General features: G+C 64.8%; 13 protein-coding genes. 4 read left to right on the top strand and 9 right to left on the bottom strand.

The features are described from left to right. Positions 1 to 91: 91 nt before the first annotated feature. The 7 genes from GA0061099_RS23540 to GA0061099_RS41315 form a co-directional block, all read right to left on the bottom strand. Positions 92 to 1,705: a benzoate-CoA ligase family protein gene (locus GA0061099_RS23540; RefSeq protein ID WP_036026385.1), complete on the bottom strand. Its 1,614-nt coding sequence runs from the start codon at positions 1,703 to 1,705 to the stop codon at positions 92 to 94. Then, positions 1,702 to 2,865 carry an FAD-dependent monooxygenase gene (locus tag GA0061099_RS23535; protein WP_036026387.1) on the bottom strand — a complete coding sequence of 388 codons (1,164 nt, stop codon included), beginning with the start codon at positions 2,863 to 2,865 and terminating at the stop codon, positions 1,702 to 1,704. The genes GA0061099_RS23540 and GA0061099_RS23535 overlap by 4 nt, the downstream gene beginning before the upstream one ends. Before the next feature lie 187 nt (positions 2,866 to 3,052). After that, positions 3,053 to 3,268: a hypothetical protein gene (locus GA0061099_RS23530; protein ID WP_036026389.1), complete on the bottom strand. Its 216-nt coding sequence runs from the start codon at positions 3,266 to 3,268 to the stop codon at positions 3,053 to 3,055. 133 nt (positions 3,269 to 3,401) lie between these two features. Beyond that, on the bottom strand, positions 3,402 to 4,235 hold the full coding sequence (locus tag GA0061099_RS23525; protein ID WP_074448062.1) for a hypothetical protein: 834 nt from the start codon (positions 4,233 to 4,235) through the stop codon (positions 3,402 to 3,404). A 147-nt stretch (positions 4,236 to 4,382) separates the two neighbouring features. Next, a complete protein-coding gene (locus tag GA0061099_RS23520) occupies positions 4,383 to 5,390 on the bottom strand; it encodes an NADP-dependent oxidoreductase (RefSeq protein ID WP_036026397.1) in 1,008 nt (335 codons plus the stop codon). A gap of 182 nt (positions 5,391 to 5,572) precedes the next feature. After that, a complete protein-coding gene (locus GA0061099_RS23515; protein ID WP_036026399.1) occupies positions 5,573 to 6,367 on the bottom strand; it encodes an ATP-grasp domain-containing protein in 795 nt (264 codons plus the stop codon). Between the two features lie 221 nt (positions 6,368 to 6,588). Beyond that, positions 6,589 to 6,741 carry a hypothetical protein gene (locus GA0061099_RS41315; RefSeq protein WP_167361669.1) on the bottom strand — a complete coding sequence of 51 codons (153 nt, stop codon included), beginning with the start codon at positions 6,739 to 6,741 and terminating at the stop codon, positions 6,589 to 6,591. Between GA0061099_RS41315 and GA0061099_RS23510 the strand changes: the two genes are divergently transcribed. From GA0061099_RS23510 to GA0061099_RS23500, 3 genes are all read left to right on the top strand, one after another. Beyond that, positions 6,740 to 7,513 (top strand): ferredoxin--NADP reductase, encoded by a 774-nt coding sequence (locus GA0061099_RS23510; RefSeq protein ID WP_036014229.1) that lies wholly within the window; start codon positions 6,740 to 6,742, stop codon positions 7,511 to 7,513. The two genes, GA0061099_RS41315 and GA0061099_RS23510, sit on opposite strands and share 2 nt — an antisense overlap. 372 nt (positions 7,514 to 7,885) lie before the next feature. After that, the gene (locus GA0061099_RS23505) at positions 7,886 to 9,574 is read left to right on the top strand and encodes an FMN-binding glutamate synthase family protein (RefSeq protein WP_370129210.1); all 1,689 of its coding nucleotides are present in this window, start codon (positions 7,886 to 7,888) and stop codon (positions 9,572 to 9,574) included. A gap of 98 nt (positions 9,575 to 9,672) precedes the next feature. Beyond that, on the top strand, positions 9,673 to 9,912 hold the full coding sequence (locus GA0061099_RS23500) for a PilZ domain-containing protein (protein ID WP_036026401.1): 240 nt from the start codon (positions 9,673 to 9,675) through the stop codon (positions 9,910 to 9,912). Positions 9,913 to 10,090: 178 nt separating this feature from the next. Here GA0061099_RS23500 and GA0061099_RS23495 read toward each other — a convergent pair whose 3' ends face one another. Next, entirely contained in the window at positions 10,091 to 11,386 is a 1,296-nt protein-coding gene (locus tag GA0061099_RS23495; protein WP_036026403.1) for a hemolysin family protein, read from the bottom strand. Between the two features lie 244 nt (positions 11,387 to 11,630). On the opposite strand from GA0061099_RS23495, the gene GA0061099_RS23490 reads away from it, so the two are divergent. After that, positions 11,631 to 13,706 carry a methyl-accepting chemotaxis protein gene (locus tag GA0061099_RS23490; protein WP_074448061.1) on the top strand — a complete coding sequence of 692 codons (2,076 nt, stop codon included), beginning with the start codon at positions 11,631 to 11,633 and terminating at the stop codon, positions 13,704 to 13,706. A 202-nt stretch (positions 13,707 to 13,908) separates the two neighbouring features. Here the strand turns inward: GA0061099_RS23490 and GA0061099_RS23485 are convergent, their stop codons facing one another. Further along, positions 13,909 to 15,879 carry a carbohydrate porin gene (locus tag GA0061099_RS23485; protein WP_036026407.1) on the bottom strand — a complete coding sequence of 657 codons (1,971 nt, stop codon included), beginning with the start codon at positions 15,877 to 15,879 and terminating at the stop codon, positions 13,909 to 13,911. Positions 15,880 to 16,222 lie beyond the last annotated feature (343 nt).

The raw sequence follows: 16,222 nt of genomic DNA, 5'->3' as shown, positions 1-16,222 counted from the left end.
CGTGCCGACGATCTCTCTTCTGTTGGGGAATGGTGGGCACGCTCCGCTTTGCCCACCCTACGATTGCGATGCGCGGAAGTCCGTCCTCGCCTCACATCCGCAGCAACGCCTGCCGATCGATCTTCCCCGTCCCCGTCTTCGGCAACTCGTCGATGAAGATCACCTCGCGCGGATATTTGTACGGCAGCAGCCTGCCCTTGACATAGTCCTGCAGCCTGCGCGTCGCCTCACTCTGGTCGACCGCACGGTTGTTCATCACCACCACCGCCTTCAGCGTCATGCGACGGTCCGGCAGCTCGGCGGCGAACACTGCGCATTCGCGGATGTCGGGGTGATCGGCGAGGCACAGCTCGACCTCGAGCGGGTAGACCCACTGGCCGGAGATCTTGATGAGATCGTCGGCGCGGCCACGGAAGAAGTGGAAACCGTCGGCATCCCGCACGAAGCGATCACCGGTGTAGATCCAGCCGCCCTCGCGGATGGTCTCGGCGGATTTGTCCGGCCGGTTCCAGTACAGCGGCGTGTTGGAATCACCGCGGACCCACAGAATCCCTTCCTCGTTGTCGCCGACGTCGCGGCCGTCCTTGTCGCGCAGCGCGACCTCGTAGCCGGGAACGCGCAGGCCCGCAGCACCGAGCTTCTTCTGCTCGGGCCGGTTGGAGAGATAGATGTGCAGCACCTCGGTCGAGCCGAGGCCTTCGACGATTTCGAGCCCCGTGAGCGTCTTCCAGCCGTTGAAGACCTCGGCCGAAAGCACCTCGGCGGCGGAGAGTGCCATGCGCAGCGACGAGAAGTCCGTCTTGTCCGCGCCCTCGGCCTTGGTTAGCGCGGTGTACAGCGTCGGAAGGCCGAAGAAGATTGTCGGCTTGTACTGCTCGATCGCCGCGAAGATCGCTGCCGGCTTCGGCTGGCCCGGCAGCAGCAATGTTGCCGCGCCGGCCGAGAACGGGAAGGTGACGGAATTGCCGAAGCCATAGGCGAAGAAAATCTTCGGCACCGAGAAGCAGATGTCGTCAGGCGTCAGCTTCAGTACGTTCCGCGCAAAGGCGGCATCCGTGTAGGCCATGTCGTGCTGCAGGTGCACGATGCCTTTGGGCCGTCCGGTCGAGCCGGAGGAGTACATCCAGAACGCCATTTCGTCGCGCCGCGTCGGCGCTTCCGCCAGCTCAGCAGAAAATTGCGCGAGCCAGCTCGCCGCCGCGAGCGTCCGCGGCGCCGCGTGCTCGCCGGCCGCGCCGTTGGCGACGATCAGCGTATGCAGCTTGGTCTCCCTGCAGGCCTCGGCATTGAAGCGAGTTACGAATTCTGCATCCGCCACCGCGACGGTCGCGCCGGAATCGGCGAGGTAGAATTGCAAGAGGTCCGGCGGCGTCAACGTGTTGATCAGCAGCGGCACGAAGCCGGCGCGCACGGCGCCGAAGAAGGCGGCGGGGTTCGCCGGCGTGTCGTCGAGAAACAACAGCACGCGATCGCCGCGCTTCAGGCCAAGCGAGGCGAAACCGTTGCCCCAGCGGCAGGCCTCCGCGCAGAGCTCGGCATAAGTGCGCGTGCCTGCTGGCCCCAGGAGCGCGAGCTTGTCGCCGCGGCCCTTGCCGAGATTGTCGAACAGCACGCGGCCGGCATTGTAGATGTCGGGAACGGCAAAGCCGATCTCGCGCGCGCCATCGCTGTCCGCTGGCACCTGGTCACGGATGTCATGGCTCATGCCGCATCTCCGCCCTTGTCTTCGGCGCCGTCTCCGGCGTTCCTGGCCGCCTCGTAGCGAGCCATGAAGGCCGGCGACATCGCACGCAGCCGGGAATCGTCGATGCGGCCGGAGCGGGTGATGTAGCTGTAGGCGAAGTCCATCAGGGGAAGCTTCATGTGCTCGGCGAAATGTTCGTACCAGAACGCACTGGTGCGCGCCGCGTTGACGAGCTTCTGCACGATGGGCTTGCGCGCGGCCTGATAGCGATGCAGCGCGGTCGCAAGATGCGCATCCGACTCCAGCGCCTTGACGAGGGCGATGGCGTCCTCGATCGCGAGCCGTGTGCCCGAGCCGATCGAGAAATGCGCCGAATGCAGGGCGTCGCCGAGCAGCACCATGTTCTTGAACGACCAGTGCTCGTTCCAGATCCAGGGAAAATTGCGCCAGACCGATTTGTTGGAGACGAGGCAATGGCCGCCGAGCGTGTCGGCGAACACCTCCTCGCAGACGCCCTTGGACTGCTCGACGTCCTTGTAGGCGAACCCATAGGCCTGCCAGGTGGCGTAATCGCATTCGACCAGGAAGGTGCTCATGGTCGGCGAATAGCGGTAGTGATGGGCGTTGAAGGCGCCGCGTTCGGTCTTCACGAAAGTCTGCGACAGCGTGTCGAAGCGTTTCGAGGTGCCGTACCAGACGAACTTGTTGGATGAGTAGGACAGCGACGTCCCGAAATCGCCCTCATAGGCGCGGCGCACCAGCGAGTTCAGCCCGTCGGCGGCGACGATCAGATCGTGGCCGTTGAGCTGGTCGATCGCCTGGATCTGCGTGTCGAAGCGCGGGGTCACGCCGACATCGAGCGCGCGCTGCTGCAGGAATCTGAGCAGATCCAGTCGCCCGATCGATGAGAAGCCGACGCCGTCGATGGCGACGCTGTCGCCATGCAGGTGCAGCGTGATGTTCTCCCAGCTCTCCATGTGCGGGGCGATCGCATCGACCGTATCGGGGTCGTCCGTGCGCAGGAACTCCAGCGCCTGGTCGGAGAACACGACGCCAAAGCCCCAGGTCGCGTCGGCCGGGTTCTGTTCGAACAGGTCGACCTGATCCTCGGGGTGACGCTTCTTCCAGAGATAGGCGAAGTAGAGCCCACCGGGCCCCCCGCCAATCACGGCGATCCGCAACGTCTGCCTCCCTAATTGACAGTATACTTACTATCTAGGGGTAGACTAATGTGCTCCGGTGTCCGGCGCCAGCGGAATTATTGCCAGCGCGCGGCACGCCAAAGCACATGTCCGGACACGCTCGTGCGCGTCCGAAACTGTCAGGTGCGAATCATAGCCAAACCGGGGCGGATTGGCCACCGGAGCGTCAGACGCAGCGCTTCACATAGACCCCGTTCACAAGAACCCTGGTGCAGCGGACCGCCGGCACCGGCTTGCGGACGACCACGGCTGCATTCGGGCCGGCGCAGCCGGCGCGAACGACGCCGCGCGCGCATACCACCGCGTTGGCGTCGGTGGTCTCGAAGGTCATGGTGGCGGCGAAAGCCAGAAGCGCAGAAGCAACGAGCAGCAATGAACGCATGTTGTCCTCCCGGGGCTTGTCGTGGTCGTAGCGGCCTTTCAAACAAGGATCGGTTAGTTTACGCCTCAGCACGCGAAAACCTTTGCGTCACGCACCGCAATTCATGCCGCGGACGAATTAAGCTCGCTCGGTCTCATCGCGCCGCGAAAGGCGCGAGCACCTCCTTGCAGGCCGGCGAGAGCGATGCCGCCCGGTTGGAAATGCATTGGATGATCCGGCCGCCGCCGGGCGCCACGCCGGCGCAGAGCGTGCGGATATCGGCGCCGCAAGCTGACCGCACGATGAACAGCTCTTCGCGCGGCAGCAATGGCCGCAGCACGATGGCGGCCGGAGCCGCGGCAGGCGCCGCCTCTGCGGCCGGTGCAGCAGCGGAAGCAGGCGCGGCCGCTCCGCCACCGAAAGCCGCATTCACCGCCTTGGCGCAACCGGCCGACACCTTCGCCTTGTTCTTCTCCAGGCATTCGAGCGCGGGCGCGCCGCCGGGCGGCACGCTGGCGCAGACCTTGGGATAATCGCCGCGGCAGGCGCTCTTGATCGCGGAAACCTGCGCGGGGCTCGGCTGCTTTGCTGCTGCTGCCTTCGGCGCGGCCGCCGCTCCCGGCTTGGAAGCTGGCGCGGCAGCCGGCGCCGCTTCCGTTTTGGCCGGTTCAGACTTGGCCGGTTCAGATTTGGCCGGTTCAGATTTGGCGGGCGCTGCTTCGGTCTTCGGCGCGGCGGCCGGTTCGACCGCGCGAACCGCAGCCTGGCAGCCCGACGACAGGCTCGACATGTTCTTGGCGAGGCATTGATACGCCTCCACTCCGCCAGGCGTCACGCTCGAGCAATGCGCCATGAAGTCCGAGCGGCATGCGGACCGGATCGTGCTTTTCTGGGCCTCGGTCTGCGCGAACGCTCCTGTTGCAGTTGCGAAGAGTGCTGTCGCCAGCAACGCCGCGCGCGTCGATGCATGCTTCAACCTTTTGAACATTTGAATGAATTCCTGCCCGATCGGGAACGCCGACCATCCTGAAAAAATATGCAAGCGCAATCGTCGCGAGGGTCAGCTCGCGAGCGGCATCTTTGGCCGCTTCGGCCTCTACCGCAAGTCAATTATGGCGGCGCAATTGGGGCGCGACTACGTCGTCAGTCTCACCATGCGCTTGCCGCGGTTCTCGCCTGCGAGCAATCCAATCAGCGCTTTCGGCGTGGTCTCAAGTCCATCGAGAATGTCCTCCTGCACCTTGAGCTTGCCGGATTTCACCCAAGCCTGGAGATCGGCGAGCGCGCGCTCGCTGTCCTTCATGTAGTCCATCACGATGAAGCCCTGCATGGTCAGCCGCTTCACCACGATCAGGCCGGGCACGCCGCGCGGGCCATGTGCGGCAGGCGCGCCGTCATATTGCGAGATCGCGCCACAACAGGCGATGCGGCCGTAATTGTTCATCTGCGGCAGGCAGGCTTCGAGGATGTCGCCGCCGACATTGTCGAAATAGACGTCGATGCCATCAGGCGCCGCTGCGCGCAGCGTCTTGAACACCGCGCCATCCTTGTAGTCCACGGCGGCATCGAAGCCGAGCTCGGAGGTCAGCCAGTTGCACTTGTCGGCGCCGCCGGCGATGCCGACGACGCGGCATCCCCTGATCTTGGCGATCTGTCCGACGATCGAGCCGACCGAGCCTGCGGCTGCGGAGACCACGACCGTCTCGCCCTCTTTGGGCTTGCCGATCTCAAGCAGGCCGAAATAAGCGGTGAGGCCGGCGATGCCGAACACGCTGAGCAGGTGCGTCATCGGCTCGAGCTTCGGCATCTTGGTCAGATGCTTCGCCGGCACGGCGGCAAATTCCTGCCAGCCGGTGTCGCCGAATACGATATCGCCGGGCGCAAGCCCCGCTGCCTTCGAGTTGACGACCTCGGCGATGGCGCCGCCGGCCATGACACTGTTGGCTTCGACGGCGGAACGATAGGTCGCGCCGTGCATCCAGGCGCGGTTGGCTGCGTCGAGCGAGATATAGCGCACACGCAGCAAGGCCTCGCCGTCCTTCGGCTCCGGCATCGCGCCCTCGACCATCCTGAAATGTTCGGGACCGAGCTTGCCGCTGGGCTTCTCCACCAGCAGGATCTGGCGATTGATGTTGCCGCTCATGGCGTTTCCCTTTTCAGTTGCTTGACGATCATTGATGCAGCCGCCGCAAGGAAAGCGTGCAAGCCGCATGCGTCGTGCGCTGCATGAAGGCTAGATCGCCGCTTTCCATTTCACAACGGGAACATCCTGAAAACGCGGCCGCACGCAGAAGGGGTTGCAGCTTGCGCTTGGCGCTCAGAGCGTCACGCAAACACCCGGTCGAGCGCCGCGTCATACGTCGCCTGCACCAGCTCCGGGTGCAGCTTGCCCAGCGCCTCCATCATCACGCCGGAATTGATCTCGAGCACCTTCCATTCGCCGTTCACGCGAACCACGTCGATCGAAGCAAAGACGATGCTGATGGCGCACGCGGCATCGATCGCGAGCTTTGCGCAGGCCGCGCGGACTTCGCCGTCCTCCAGCAACACCGGCTTTGCGCCGGCATCGAGATTGTGCCGCCAATCCGAGCCGCGCTGCTTGCTGTAGACGACGAGCGGCATGTCATCGAGCAGGACCACGCGGACCTCCTCCTCGATCGCGACAAAGGGCGAGATCACGAGCCCCGTACTCATCGAAAAGACCTCGCTGGCCGCCCGGTTGAGCTCCGCCTCCGTCGTCACCTTGAACACCGATCGCCCTGATGTCCCCTCGTTCGGCTTCACCACCACGCCCTGCGGGTTTTGGGCAAGCTGCGCCAGCATCCCCTCGCGCCAATCGGCGCCGGCGACATGCACGCCCAGCTTCGGGTTGAGGAACAGCCGATGCGGAACGCAGGGCACCTCCGCCAGCGTCAGCGCCTCGGCGGTGGCCGATTTGTCATTGGCGAGGCGATGGGCGATGGCGCTGTTGAGGCCGATGTCGTAGCCGAAGGCGAAACGGCGCCGCGGCCCCCGGCGCATTGCGATCAGCCAGCCGTCGGAGCGGACATCGACCGCGATGCCCCTCTCGGCGCAATACCGCCTGATCGCCTGAACGAAGATCCGCTCGCCGCTTGCCATGGTGTTTCGTCATTCCTGTCGCCAAAAGCCGCAAAAATGCGGGCATCGGCGCCAAACCGGCTGAAAATCAGAGCTATTCTTAATGAAATTCTTGCGAGCGCGCCGGAAATTAAGTGCTGCAATGAAGGCCGGGAGGGAAAAGAAATTATCCTCCACGCGCGCCAGGCAGCAGATTCCTTAATGATGTGACCAGTTCTGCCGCAAATGCCGTTTGACCGGCATCAATTGCATCCGAAACGAGGTTGATTATTGGTCTCAATGGCGTAGATCACACACGCGAAATCCTCCGCCATGGCAAATGGTGCCGCCCCGATTTCAGGGCCGGGCAACGCTTTTGCCCTAAAACCGCAGTTATTCGGAATATCGAGAATCATGAGCGCGTTTTACCGAGAGAAGGTTCTTTCCGTCCACCACTGGACCGACACGCTGTTCAGCTTCCGCGCCACCCGCGATACCGGCTTCCGGTTCCAGAACGGCCAGTTCGCCATGATCGGCCTCGAGGTCGATGGCCGGCCGCTGCTGCGGGCCTACAGCATGGCGAGCGCCAACCACGAGGAAGAACTCGAGTTCTTCTCGATCAAGGTGCAGGACGGTCCGTTGACCTCGCGCCTGCAGAAGATCAAGGAAGGCGACACCATCCTGGTCGGCCGCAAGGCGACCGGCACGCTGATCACCGACAACCTGCTTCCCGGCAAGCGGCTGATGCTGCTCTCGACCGGCACCGGCCTTGCGCCCTTCGCCAGCCTGATCAAGGACCCCGAGGTCTACGACCAGTTCGAGTCCATCGTGCTCGTGCATGGCTGCCGCCAGGTCTCCGAGCTCGCCTATGGCGAGAAGCTGGTCGCGACCCTGCGCGAGGATGAGCTGTTCGGCGAGCTGCTCGCGGATAAGCTCGTCTATTATCCGACCGTGACCCGCGAGCCGTTCCGGAATCGCGGCCGCATCACCGACCTCATCAGCTCCGAGCAGATCTTCAACGACATCGGGCAGGGCCCGCTCGACATCGCAACCGACCGCATCATGATGTGCGGCAGCCCGGCGATGCTGGAAGAGCTGAAGCAGATGTTCGAGAGCCGCGACTTCGTCGAAGGAAGCGGCAACAAGCCCGGCCATTTCGTGATCGAGAAGGCCTTCGTCGAGCGCTGAGTTTTGCTGAGGAAGTGGCGCGATCGCGCGCCACACTCACTCGTCCTCCCGGACAAGCGCGCCCCAAGCGCGCGCCGATCCGGGACCCATAGCCACAGGACGTGGTTATGCGACGGCTCGGAGTGACAGCTTTCTTTCACCACGTAATCCCGTGGTTATGGATCCCGGGTCTGCGCTGACGCTTGCCCGGGACGACAACTGAGTTTCAGTGGCGGCTGTCGCCTCCTCCCTCTGCTGCACCGCAAAATCCGTCCATCCGGCTGATTGATTTGTCTCGGCCGAATTCGCTAGCCTGAAACAAGGGCGGCGTCATATCCGTATGACAGGCGCGGGCGTATCGTGACGCCTTCTGCTGGCGAGAGGATCGGAATCGTGGCCGACGACAACAAGACGCATGCATCCCCGAAACGCCTGCCGCTGGCGGAGGAGGGGATCATGGAAACCCTGCTGCTGCCCTTCTCGCCGCGCTTCATCGTGCTGACGATCTGCGCGGTGGTCACCGCGCTCCTGATCGGCATCGGCATCTCCGACGGCAAGATCTTCGACATCCTGCTGATTCCGATCCTGATCTTCGGCGCGCTGACCCTGCTCGGCGTCCGCGATCTTCTGCAGAAGAGCCACGCGGTGCTGCGCAACTACCCGATTTCGGCGCATATCCGCTTCCTGCTCGAAGAGATTCGCCCCGAGATGCGGCAATATTTCTTCGAGAGCGAGAAGGACGGCATGCCGTTCTCGCGCGACACCCGCGCGGTGGTCTATCAGCGCGCCAAGATGGAGCTCGACAAGCGTCCTTTCGGCACACAGGAGGACGTCTATCGCGAGGGCTATGAGTGGATGCATCACTCGGTCTCGCCGAAGGCGCATGCCACGGAGAAATTCCGTGTGGTGATCGGTGGGCCGGACTGCGCAAAGCCCTATTCGGCCTCGGTGTTCAACATCTCGGCGATGAGTTTTGGCGCGCTCAGCCCCAACGCCGTGCGCGCGCTGAATGCCGGCGCCAAAAAGGGTGGTTTCGCCCACGACACCGGCGAGGGCGGCGTCAGCCCCTATCACCGCGAGATGGGCGGCGACATCATCTGGGAGATCGGCTCGGGCTATTTCGGCTGCCGTCATCTCGACGGCAGCTTCGATCCCGAAGCGTTCGCGCGCGTCGCCGGCGACGACCAGATCAAGATGGTCGAGCTCAAGGTCAGCCAGGGTGCCAAGCCCGGCCATGGCGGCGTGCTGCCGGCGGCCAAGGTCTCCGAGGAGATCTCCAAGATCCGCGGCGTCGCCATGGGCGAGGACTGCATCTCGCCGGCCTCGCACCGCGCCTTCTCGACGCCCGTGGGCATGATGCAGTTCATCGCCGAGATGCGCCGCCTTTCGGGCGGCAAGCCGGCCGGCTTCAAGCTCTGCATCGGCCATCCCTGGGAGTTCCTGGCGATCTGCAAGGCGATGCTGCAGACCGGAATCTATCCTGATTTCATCGTCGTCGACGGCAATGAGGGCGGCACCGGTGCCGCGCCGCTTGAGTTCATGGATCATCTGGGGATGCCGATGCGCGAGGGCGTCAATTTCGTCCACAACGCGCTGGTCGGCATCAATGCGCGCGACCGCATCAAGATCGGCGCCTCCGGCAAGATCGCGACCGCCTTCGACATGGCGCGCGCCATGGCGATCGGCGCCGATTGGTGCAATTCGGCGCGCGGCTTCATGTTCTCGCTCGGCTGCATCCAGTCGTTGAGCTGCCACACCGACCGCTGCCCGACCGGCGTGGCGACGCAGGACCCGACGCGGGCGCGCGCGCTCTACGTGCCGCTCAAGATCGACCGCGTGCACAATTATCACCACGCCACGCTGCACTCGCTGACCGAGCTGATCGCCGCGGCCGGGCTCGAACATCCGCAGCAGCTGCGGCCGATCCATTTCAGCCAACGGACGTCGACGACCCAGGTGAAGTCGTTCGCGCAGCTCTATCCGGCGCTGCGTCCGGGCGAGCTGCTCGAAGGCACGGAAGACCCGCGGTTCCGCGACGCCTGGCAGATGGCGCGCGCCGAGACGTTCCAGCCGGCGTTGTAAGATGCGGGCTGCGGCTGCCGTAGGCCAGGGACCTCAAATTGCCGAGAGCGGAGGGTAGGGTTTAACGGCTGGTTCAACTTTGGGTGTAGATTCGCCCCATGGACGAGCGACGCGACAAGGCCCGACATCGCGTGCTGAAGGCCGGAACGATCGAGTTCGGCGGCGGCGCGATCGACTGCACCGTCCGCAATCTCTCCGATACCGGCGCCGCACTCGACGTCGCCAGCCCCGTCGGCATTCCCGATCATTTCACCCTGTTCGTCCAGCCCGACGGCACGCATCGGACCTGCACGGTGGTCTGGCGCAAGGAAAAGCGGATCGGGGTCAGGTTCGGGTGATGATGTTTCCCTCTCCCCTTGTGGGAGAGGGTGGCTCGCCGCGTAGCGGCGAGACGGGTGAGGGGTTCTATCCGCGAATCCAATTTTCGATTGAATGTGCGGAGACAACCCCTCATCCGGCGCTTCGCGCCACCTTCTCCCACAAGGGGAGAAGGAAAAGCGGGTGCGCCGTCACCTGCTACCCCGTCTCGACCTCAGTCAATCGGCTCGCCAATATCTTGTCGATCCTTCGCCCGTCGAGATCGACCACCTCGATGTGCCAGCCGCCGAAATCGAAGGCATCGCCGACATCGGGCAGCATGTTGAATTGTTGCAGCACGAGGCCTGCGACCGTGTTGTAGCGATGCGGCGGCAGCTCGATGCCGAGCAGTTCGCCGAACTCGTCGACCGGCATCCAGCCGGAGACCAGCAGCGAATCGTCGTCGCGCCTGATGAAGGCCGGCTCGGGCGGTCCCTCCTCGGAATGAAAGGCGCCGACGATCGAGTAGAGGATATCGGCGGCGGTCACCATGCCCTCGAAGGCGCCGTATTCGTCGTAGACGAGCCCGACGTGAACTGGGGCCGCTTTCAGGATGGTCAGCACGTCGCGCGCATCTGCCGACACCGGGATGCCGGGCGCCTCGCGCACGAGCGCGCGCAGGTCCGGGCTGCGTTCGTTCATATAGGCGATCAGCAAATCCTTGGCCTGCAGCACGCCGATCGGCTTGTCGCGGTCGCCGTCGGAGACGGGAAAGCGCGAATGCGGGCTCTTGGCGATGATGTCCTGGATGGCGGCGGGATCGTCGTTCAAGTCGATCTCGTCGACCTCGGTGCGCGGCGTCATGACCGCGCCGACCGGCCGGTCGCCTAGCCGCATCACGCCGGCGATCATCTCCTTCTCGCCCGGCTCGAGCACGCCTGCGCTCTCGGCCTCGCTGACGAGGTGATGGATCTCGTCCTCCGAGACCTTCTCCTCGGCCTTGCCGCCGCGGCCGAGCAGCGTGAGGATCAGCTTGCCGGAGACGTCGAGCAGAAACACGAGCGGCAGCGATATTTTCGCGAGCGCGTGCATCGCCGGCGCGACCCGCACCGCGATGCTCTCGGGGTCGCGCAGCGCCACCTGCTTCGGCACCAGCTCGCCGACGATCAGAGTGCCGTAGGTGATGAGCGTGACCACGATGCCGACGCCGACGATGTCGGCAATACCTGGGGACAGGCCGAGCTCGAGCAGCCATTGCGTCAGCCGCTGCCCGAGCGTCGCGCCCGAGAACGCTCCGGAGAGCACACCGACCAGCGTGATGCCGATCTGCACCGTCGAGAGGAACTTGCCGGGATCGGCCGCCAGCGTCAGCGCCCGCTCGGCGCCGCGCACGCCCTTGGCCGCGAGCAGCGACAGCCGCGCTGGGCGCGATGACACCACGGCCAGCTCCGACATGGAGAGCAGGCCGTTGATGACGATCAGGACGACGACGATGGCGAGTTCGAGCGAAAGCATTGACGTTCCGGAGGTAAGCAAGTGTGGCCGGGATGCCGGCAAGCCACTGATATAGGTATTCAGTGCGGAAGTGCTGGCGATTCTGCTTGTTCATGCCGAAAGGGAACCCGCGCGCGACGGCGTTCCCAAGGGCGTCCGCGACGACTTGACACCCCGCGGAACTACGGATCGTTGCTTAACGAGCCCTTAGTGGCCCGCCGGCTAGGTTTTCGACATTGCAGAAGTAAAGTCGGGGAACCTGAGGATGCGGATCGGGAAGCTTTTTGCGCTGTCGATGCTGACGGTGACGGTATTTGCAGTCATTCTCGGCGCCGAGGTGCTGATACCGCAGGCCCGCATCTTCACGAACCGCTCCGACGCGATCAAGACGGTCGATGCCTTTGGCGCGACGCTGATGGCCAGCCAGCACGTCGCCAGCCTTCGCGCTCCCTATATCGGACCGATCTTCCAGGAGGGCGCCGCAACGCAGGCGCAGCTCGAAGCTGCGACGAAGGCCACGAAAACGGCCGAGGCGGGCTTCGAGGCCGCAACGCGCGCCGTCATGGTGCTGGATGACGGCGGCGCGATTGCCGAGAATCTCGACCGTGCAGCGCGGCGGCTGAAAGACATCACCGCCGCGGCCGATCGTGCGATGAGCGTTCCCCTCGCGACGCGCGACAGCGCCGTGACAAAGGGCTTCCTGCCCGGTGTTGCCGAGGTCCTCGCCAATCTCGAGCCTGTCATGAACAAGCTCGAGGCCAAGGTGATCAACGCCGATTCCTCGCTTGCGGCGCTGTTGAACCTGGCGCGGACGGCGCAGGACCTGCGTGTTTCGGCCGGCAGCCGTGCGGCCACGCTGTCCCCAGCGCTCTCCGCGCGCCGTCCGCTCACCGCGGCCGAATTGTCGCTGATGGACCGCATGCAGGGACGCGTGGAGGTCGATCGCGAGCGCATCGAGGCCGGTCTCGAGCAACTCGGAAATCCCGTCCGCATCGCCACCGCGCTGAAGGCTGCGACGGAATCATATTTCGGAAAAGCTGCAGTTGCTGTGGACAAGGAGCTTCCTGCGGCCCGGAGCGACGGCAAATATGCTGCCACCGCCGACGAACTGGCGAAGGTCATCGTGCCGGCCATCCAGATGTTCTACGGCGTGCGCGACGCCGCGCTGGCGGAAGCCGCCGAGCGTGCCTCGGCCGCGCGCGACGGCGCGCTGGCGATGCTCGCACTGGCCGGTGTCGCCGTGCTGGCCCTGCTCGGCACGCTCGGTGGCGTAACCATCATGCTGCGCAGGCGCGTGGTGACGCCGCTCGGCCGGATCGCCGATGTGATCGGCGCGCTCGCCGCCGGGCAGCACGAGGTCGAGATTCCGGCGACGGGCCGCAGCGACGAGATCGGCCAGGTCGCCGGCTCGCTCCAGCATTTCAAGGATTCGCTGCTCGCCAAGAAGTCCGCCGACGAGGCAGCCGCGATCGAAGCGGAAGCGAAGCTGAAGCGCAGCCAGCGCATGGATCAGATCGCGCGCGAGTTCGAAGCCATGATCGGCGACGTCATCAACACCGTCTCGTCGGCATCCTCGGAGCTGGAAGCCTCTGCGGGAACGCTGACGAGCACGGCCGAGCAATCGGAAAAGGTCACGGCGACCGTTGCCGCCGCATCCGAGCAGGCCTCCACCAACGTGCAGACCGTTGCCGCCGCGGCCGAGGAGATGGCCTCGTCGGTCGACGAGATCAGCCGTCAGGTTCAGGATTCCGCGCGTATCGCCGGCGAGGCCGTGCAGCAGGCCGGGCGGACCAACGAGCATGTCGGCGAGCTCGCCAGGGCTGCGGGGCGGATCGGCGACGTCGTCGAGCTCATCAGCCAAATCGCCGGCCAGACCAACCTTTTGGCGCTCAATGCCACCATCGAGGCGGCGCGCGCCGGCGAGGCCGGTCGCGGCTTCGCCGTCGTCGCGTCCGAGGTCAAGGCGCTGGCCGAGCAAACCGCCAAGGCCACCGGCGAGATCAGCCAGCAGATCTCGGGCATCCAGGCGGCGACGGAGGACTCCGTCGGCGCCATCAAGTCGATCGGCGACACAATCTCCCGCATGTCCGAGATCGCGTCCGCCATCGCCGCGGCGGTCGAGGAGCAGGGCGCAGCGACGCGCGAGATCTCACGCAATGTGCAGCAGGCCGCGCGCGGCACCCAGCAGGTCTCCGCCAGCATCGTCGACGTGCAGCGCGGTGCCAGCCAGACCGGATCGGCCTCCTCCAACGTGCTCGCATCGGCGAGATCGCTGTCCGGCGAGAGCAGCCGGCTCAAGGTCGAGGTCGGAAAATTCCTGGACGCGATCCGCGCGGCGTAGAACGTCGCGATATCAGAGCTGATCGCTGCAAAGGAAGTGCGCTCCCTCTCCCGCTTGCGGGAGAGGGTCGGGGAGAGGGTGTTTCCACAATGGGACAACCCCAAGAGGAGAAAGCCCTCACCCGGCGCTTCGCGCCGACCTCTCCCGCAAGCGGGAGAGGTGAAACGGCCATCACCTGATTTCATCGCGCCCGAGCCGCAGCTCAGAACTCCCCGTGCAACCGCCCCGAAAACACCGATATCGGTCCGCGGTCGGCATTGTAGGCGGGGTTGACGATGAGCTGGTAGTCGGTGGTGAGGGTGATGTTCTTGTTCACCGCATAGGCGTAATAGGTTTCAAGGATACGTTCCTTGCGGTAGTTCAGCGCGCCGTCGCCGACCAGCACGCCGAGGCCGCCGGCGGCGAGGAATTCGCGATAATCCTGCGAGATCGCATTGATCGCGCCGCCGACGCCGATCACGTCGTCGGGTCGGCCCCAAGTCGTGCCTTTGATCGAAACGCCGCCGGACAGGCTGCGATGAATGTCGGTGAAGGCCAGCGTTTCTGTCTTGCCGTCGTTCCAGCTCCAGCGGCCGAACAGGCCGACATCGTCGGTGATCGCCTGCTCGAGGTTGAGCACGTAGCCGTACTTCAGGCGGCCGCGCCGGGTCTGCGCGATGTCGAGATTGAGCGCGGGATTGTCCAGCGTCTCGCGGAAGCTGCCCATGTTGGCGCTATCGAGCCAGCCGATGGTCCTGAGCTTGCCCGGCCGGCCGAACAGCGAGAAGCGCGTCTCGAGCTCGAGCAAATATTGACCGCGCTCCCCGACCCTGGTGTCGAAGTGATTGGCGTTGGACTCGGAGACCATCAGGAAATAGCCGCCGCGTAGCGCCCATTGCTTCTGGTTGAGCTCGGCGGTGACGCCGTAGGTGAGACCGACCTTGTCGGCGGAATAGTCGAAGGCGCCGGGCGCCCAGATCGACCAGTTCATGAAATCCCGGCGCGTATCCTTGGCGTAGGCATTGCCGTCGAACACGTCGATCACCGGAAACTTGCCGGCCTGAATCGTGAGGCGTGACACGTCGACCTTCTGCCCCAGCTGGAGCTGACCGCTCGCGAGCTCTTCCTGCTCGCCGCCGAAGCCGAAGGTCTGGCGCACGAACAGGCGCGAGGTGTTGTAGTGCGGATAGGGGAAGTTCGACTTCTGCGCTTCGCCGTTCGGAAATCCGGCCGCACCGACCGTGTCGTTCAGTCCAAATCCCTGCAGCAATTCGGGATTGTAATAGACCTCGCCGCCGTCCCACAGCCGCGCGTTCAGGAACAGGCTGTTGCTCCAGGTGGCTTTGGCCTGTCGCGACGGCGACAGCGAGTTCGGCCCGGTATAGAGCGCGGGAAAGGATGGATAGCCTTGCGGCAGATAGGTGGTCTGGCCGTGGATCTCCCAGCGGTCCGATTCGGTGTCGATCAGTGAGCTCTTCGGATCATAGCTAGGCAGGCCCGGCCAATCGAGCTTGCGGTTGAGGCCGAGCCTGACCTGCTGGAAGTCGAGCGACGAGGACGTGTATTGCGCGCCCGTGGAGAAGGCGACGTTGGCGCCGTCGAAGCGGCTGTAGAGATATTCGAGCCGCGCGCTCCAATGCGGCGCGAAGGCGTATTCGAGGCCGGCGCCTGCGACCCAGCCGGGCCGCGTGTTCAGGATCTTCGGGATTTCGGCGCCGGAGGCCGGCGCGTCGAAATAGCGCTCGCCCATCCAGGCGAAGCCGCCGGTGGCATAGATGAGCCAGGGACCGCTGGTGTAGCCGACGCGGCCGCGCACGCTCGCGGCGTAGTCCCATTGCTGGGTGACGGTGTTGGCGGGCGTTGCCAGGAACGAGACGATCGAGTTCGAGGTGATGTAGTTGGGAAACGTAAAATCGCCTTCGACGCCGACCAGCCAGCCGGAGTTGAGGCGGTAATTGTAGCCCGCCTGCACGCCGCCGATCATGCCGCTGAAGACGCCGCTGTCGCCGAGTGCGGTGCCGTCGTTCAGCGCGAAGCGCGACGAGCCGCGGCTGTAGCCGGCATGCGCGCCGATATAGAGACCGGTCCAGTCATAGACCGCTCTCAAGGCCGGCTCCTTCAGCGGCAGATCGGCCGCGCGGCCGGCGGTCGGAAAAGCCAGCACGCCCGTGGCAATCGCCGCGGCCGTTCGCAAGCACCGGTGTCTGTGACCCCTCAACCTCAAACGCACGCCCCCGCAAACGCGAATGTGTCCCACCCGCCGCGATATCCCTGCCGGGTCGCGGCGATTCTGTCACCATGCCTCCGCGTTCGAGGCGACCGGCCGGGATGGTCTCGATTCGCCTCGACTTCGTCCCAAGCTCCTGAATCTGCGACAAGCCTTATTGCGAATAATTCGCAAGAGCAACTCACGTTGCGGTGTCGCGGAGGAGAGTTCGCACTGCTGTGTGACGCGGGTGCAACAAAATCCCGGAATCCAAAACGGAATGACCCCGCCCGGGGGGACAGCCGGGCGGGGTCGGGGGCACGACACGGGG

Source organism: Bradyrhizobium yuanmingense (genome assembly GCF_900094575.1).
Lineage (GTDB): Bacteria > Pseudomonadota > Alphaproteobacteria > Rhizobiales > Xanthobacteraceae > Bradyrhizobium > Bradyrhizobium yuanmingense.
The sequence above is the reverse complement of the archived record's forward strand: the minus strand, read 5'-3'. Positions and strand labels throughout refer to the sequence as shown.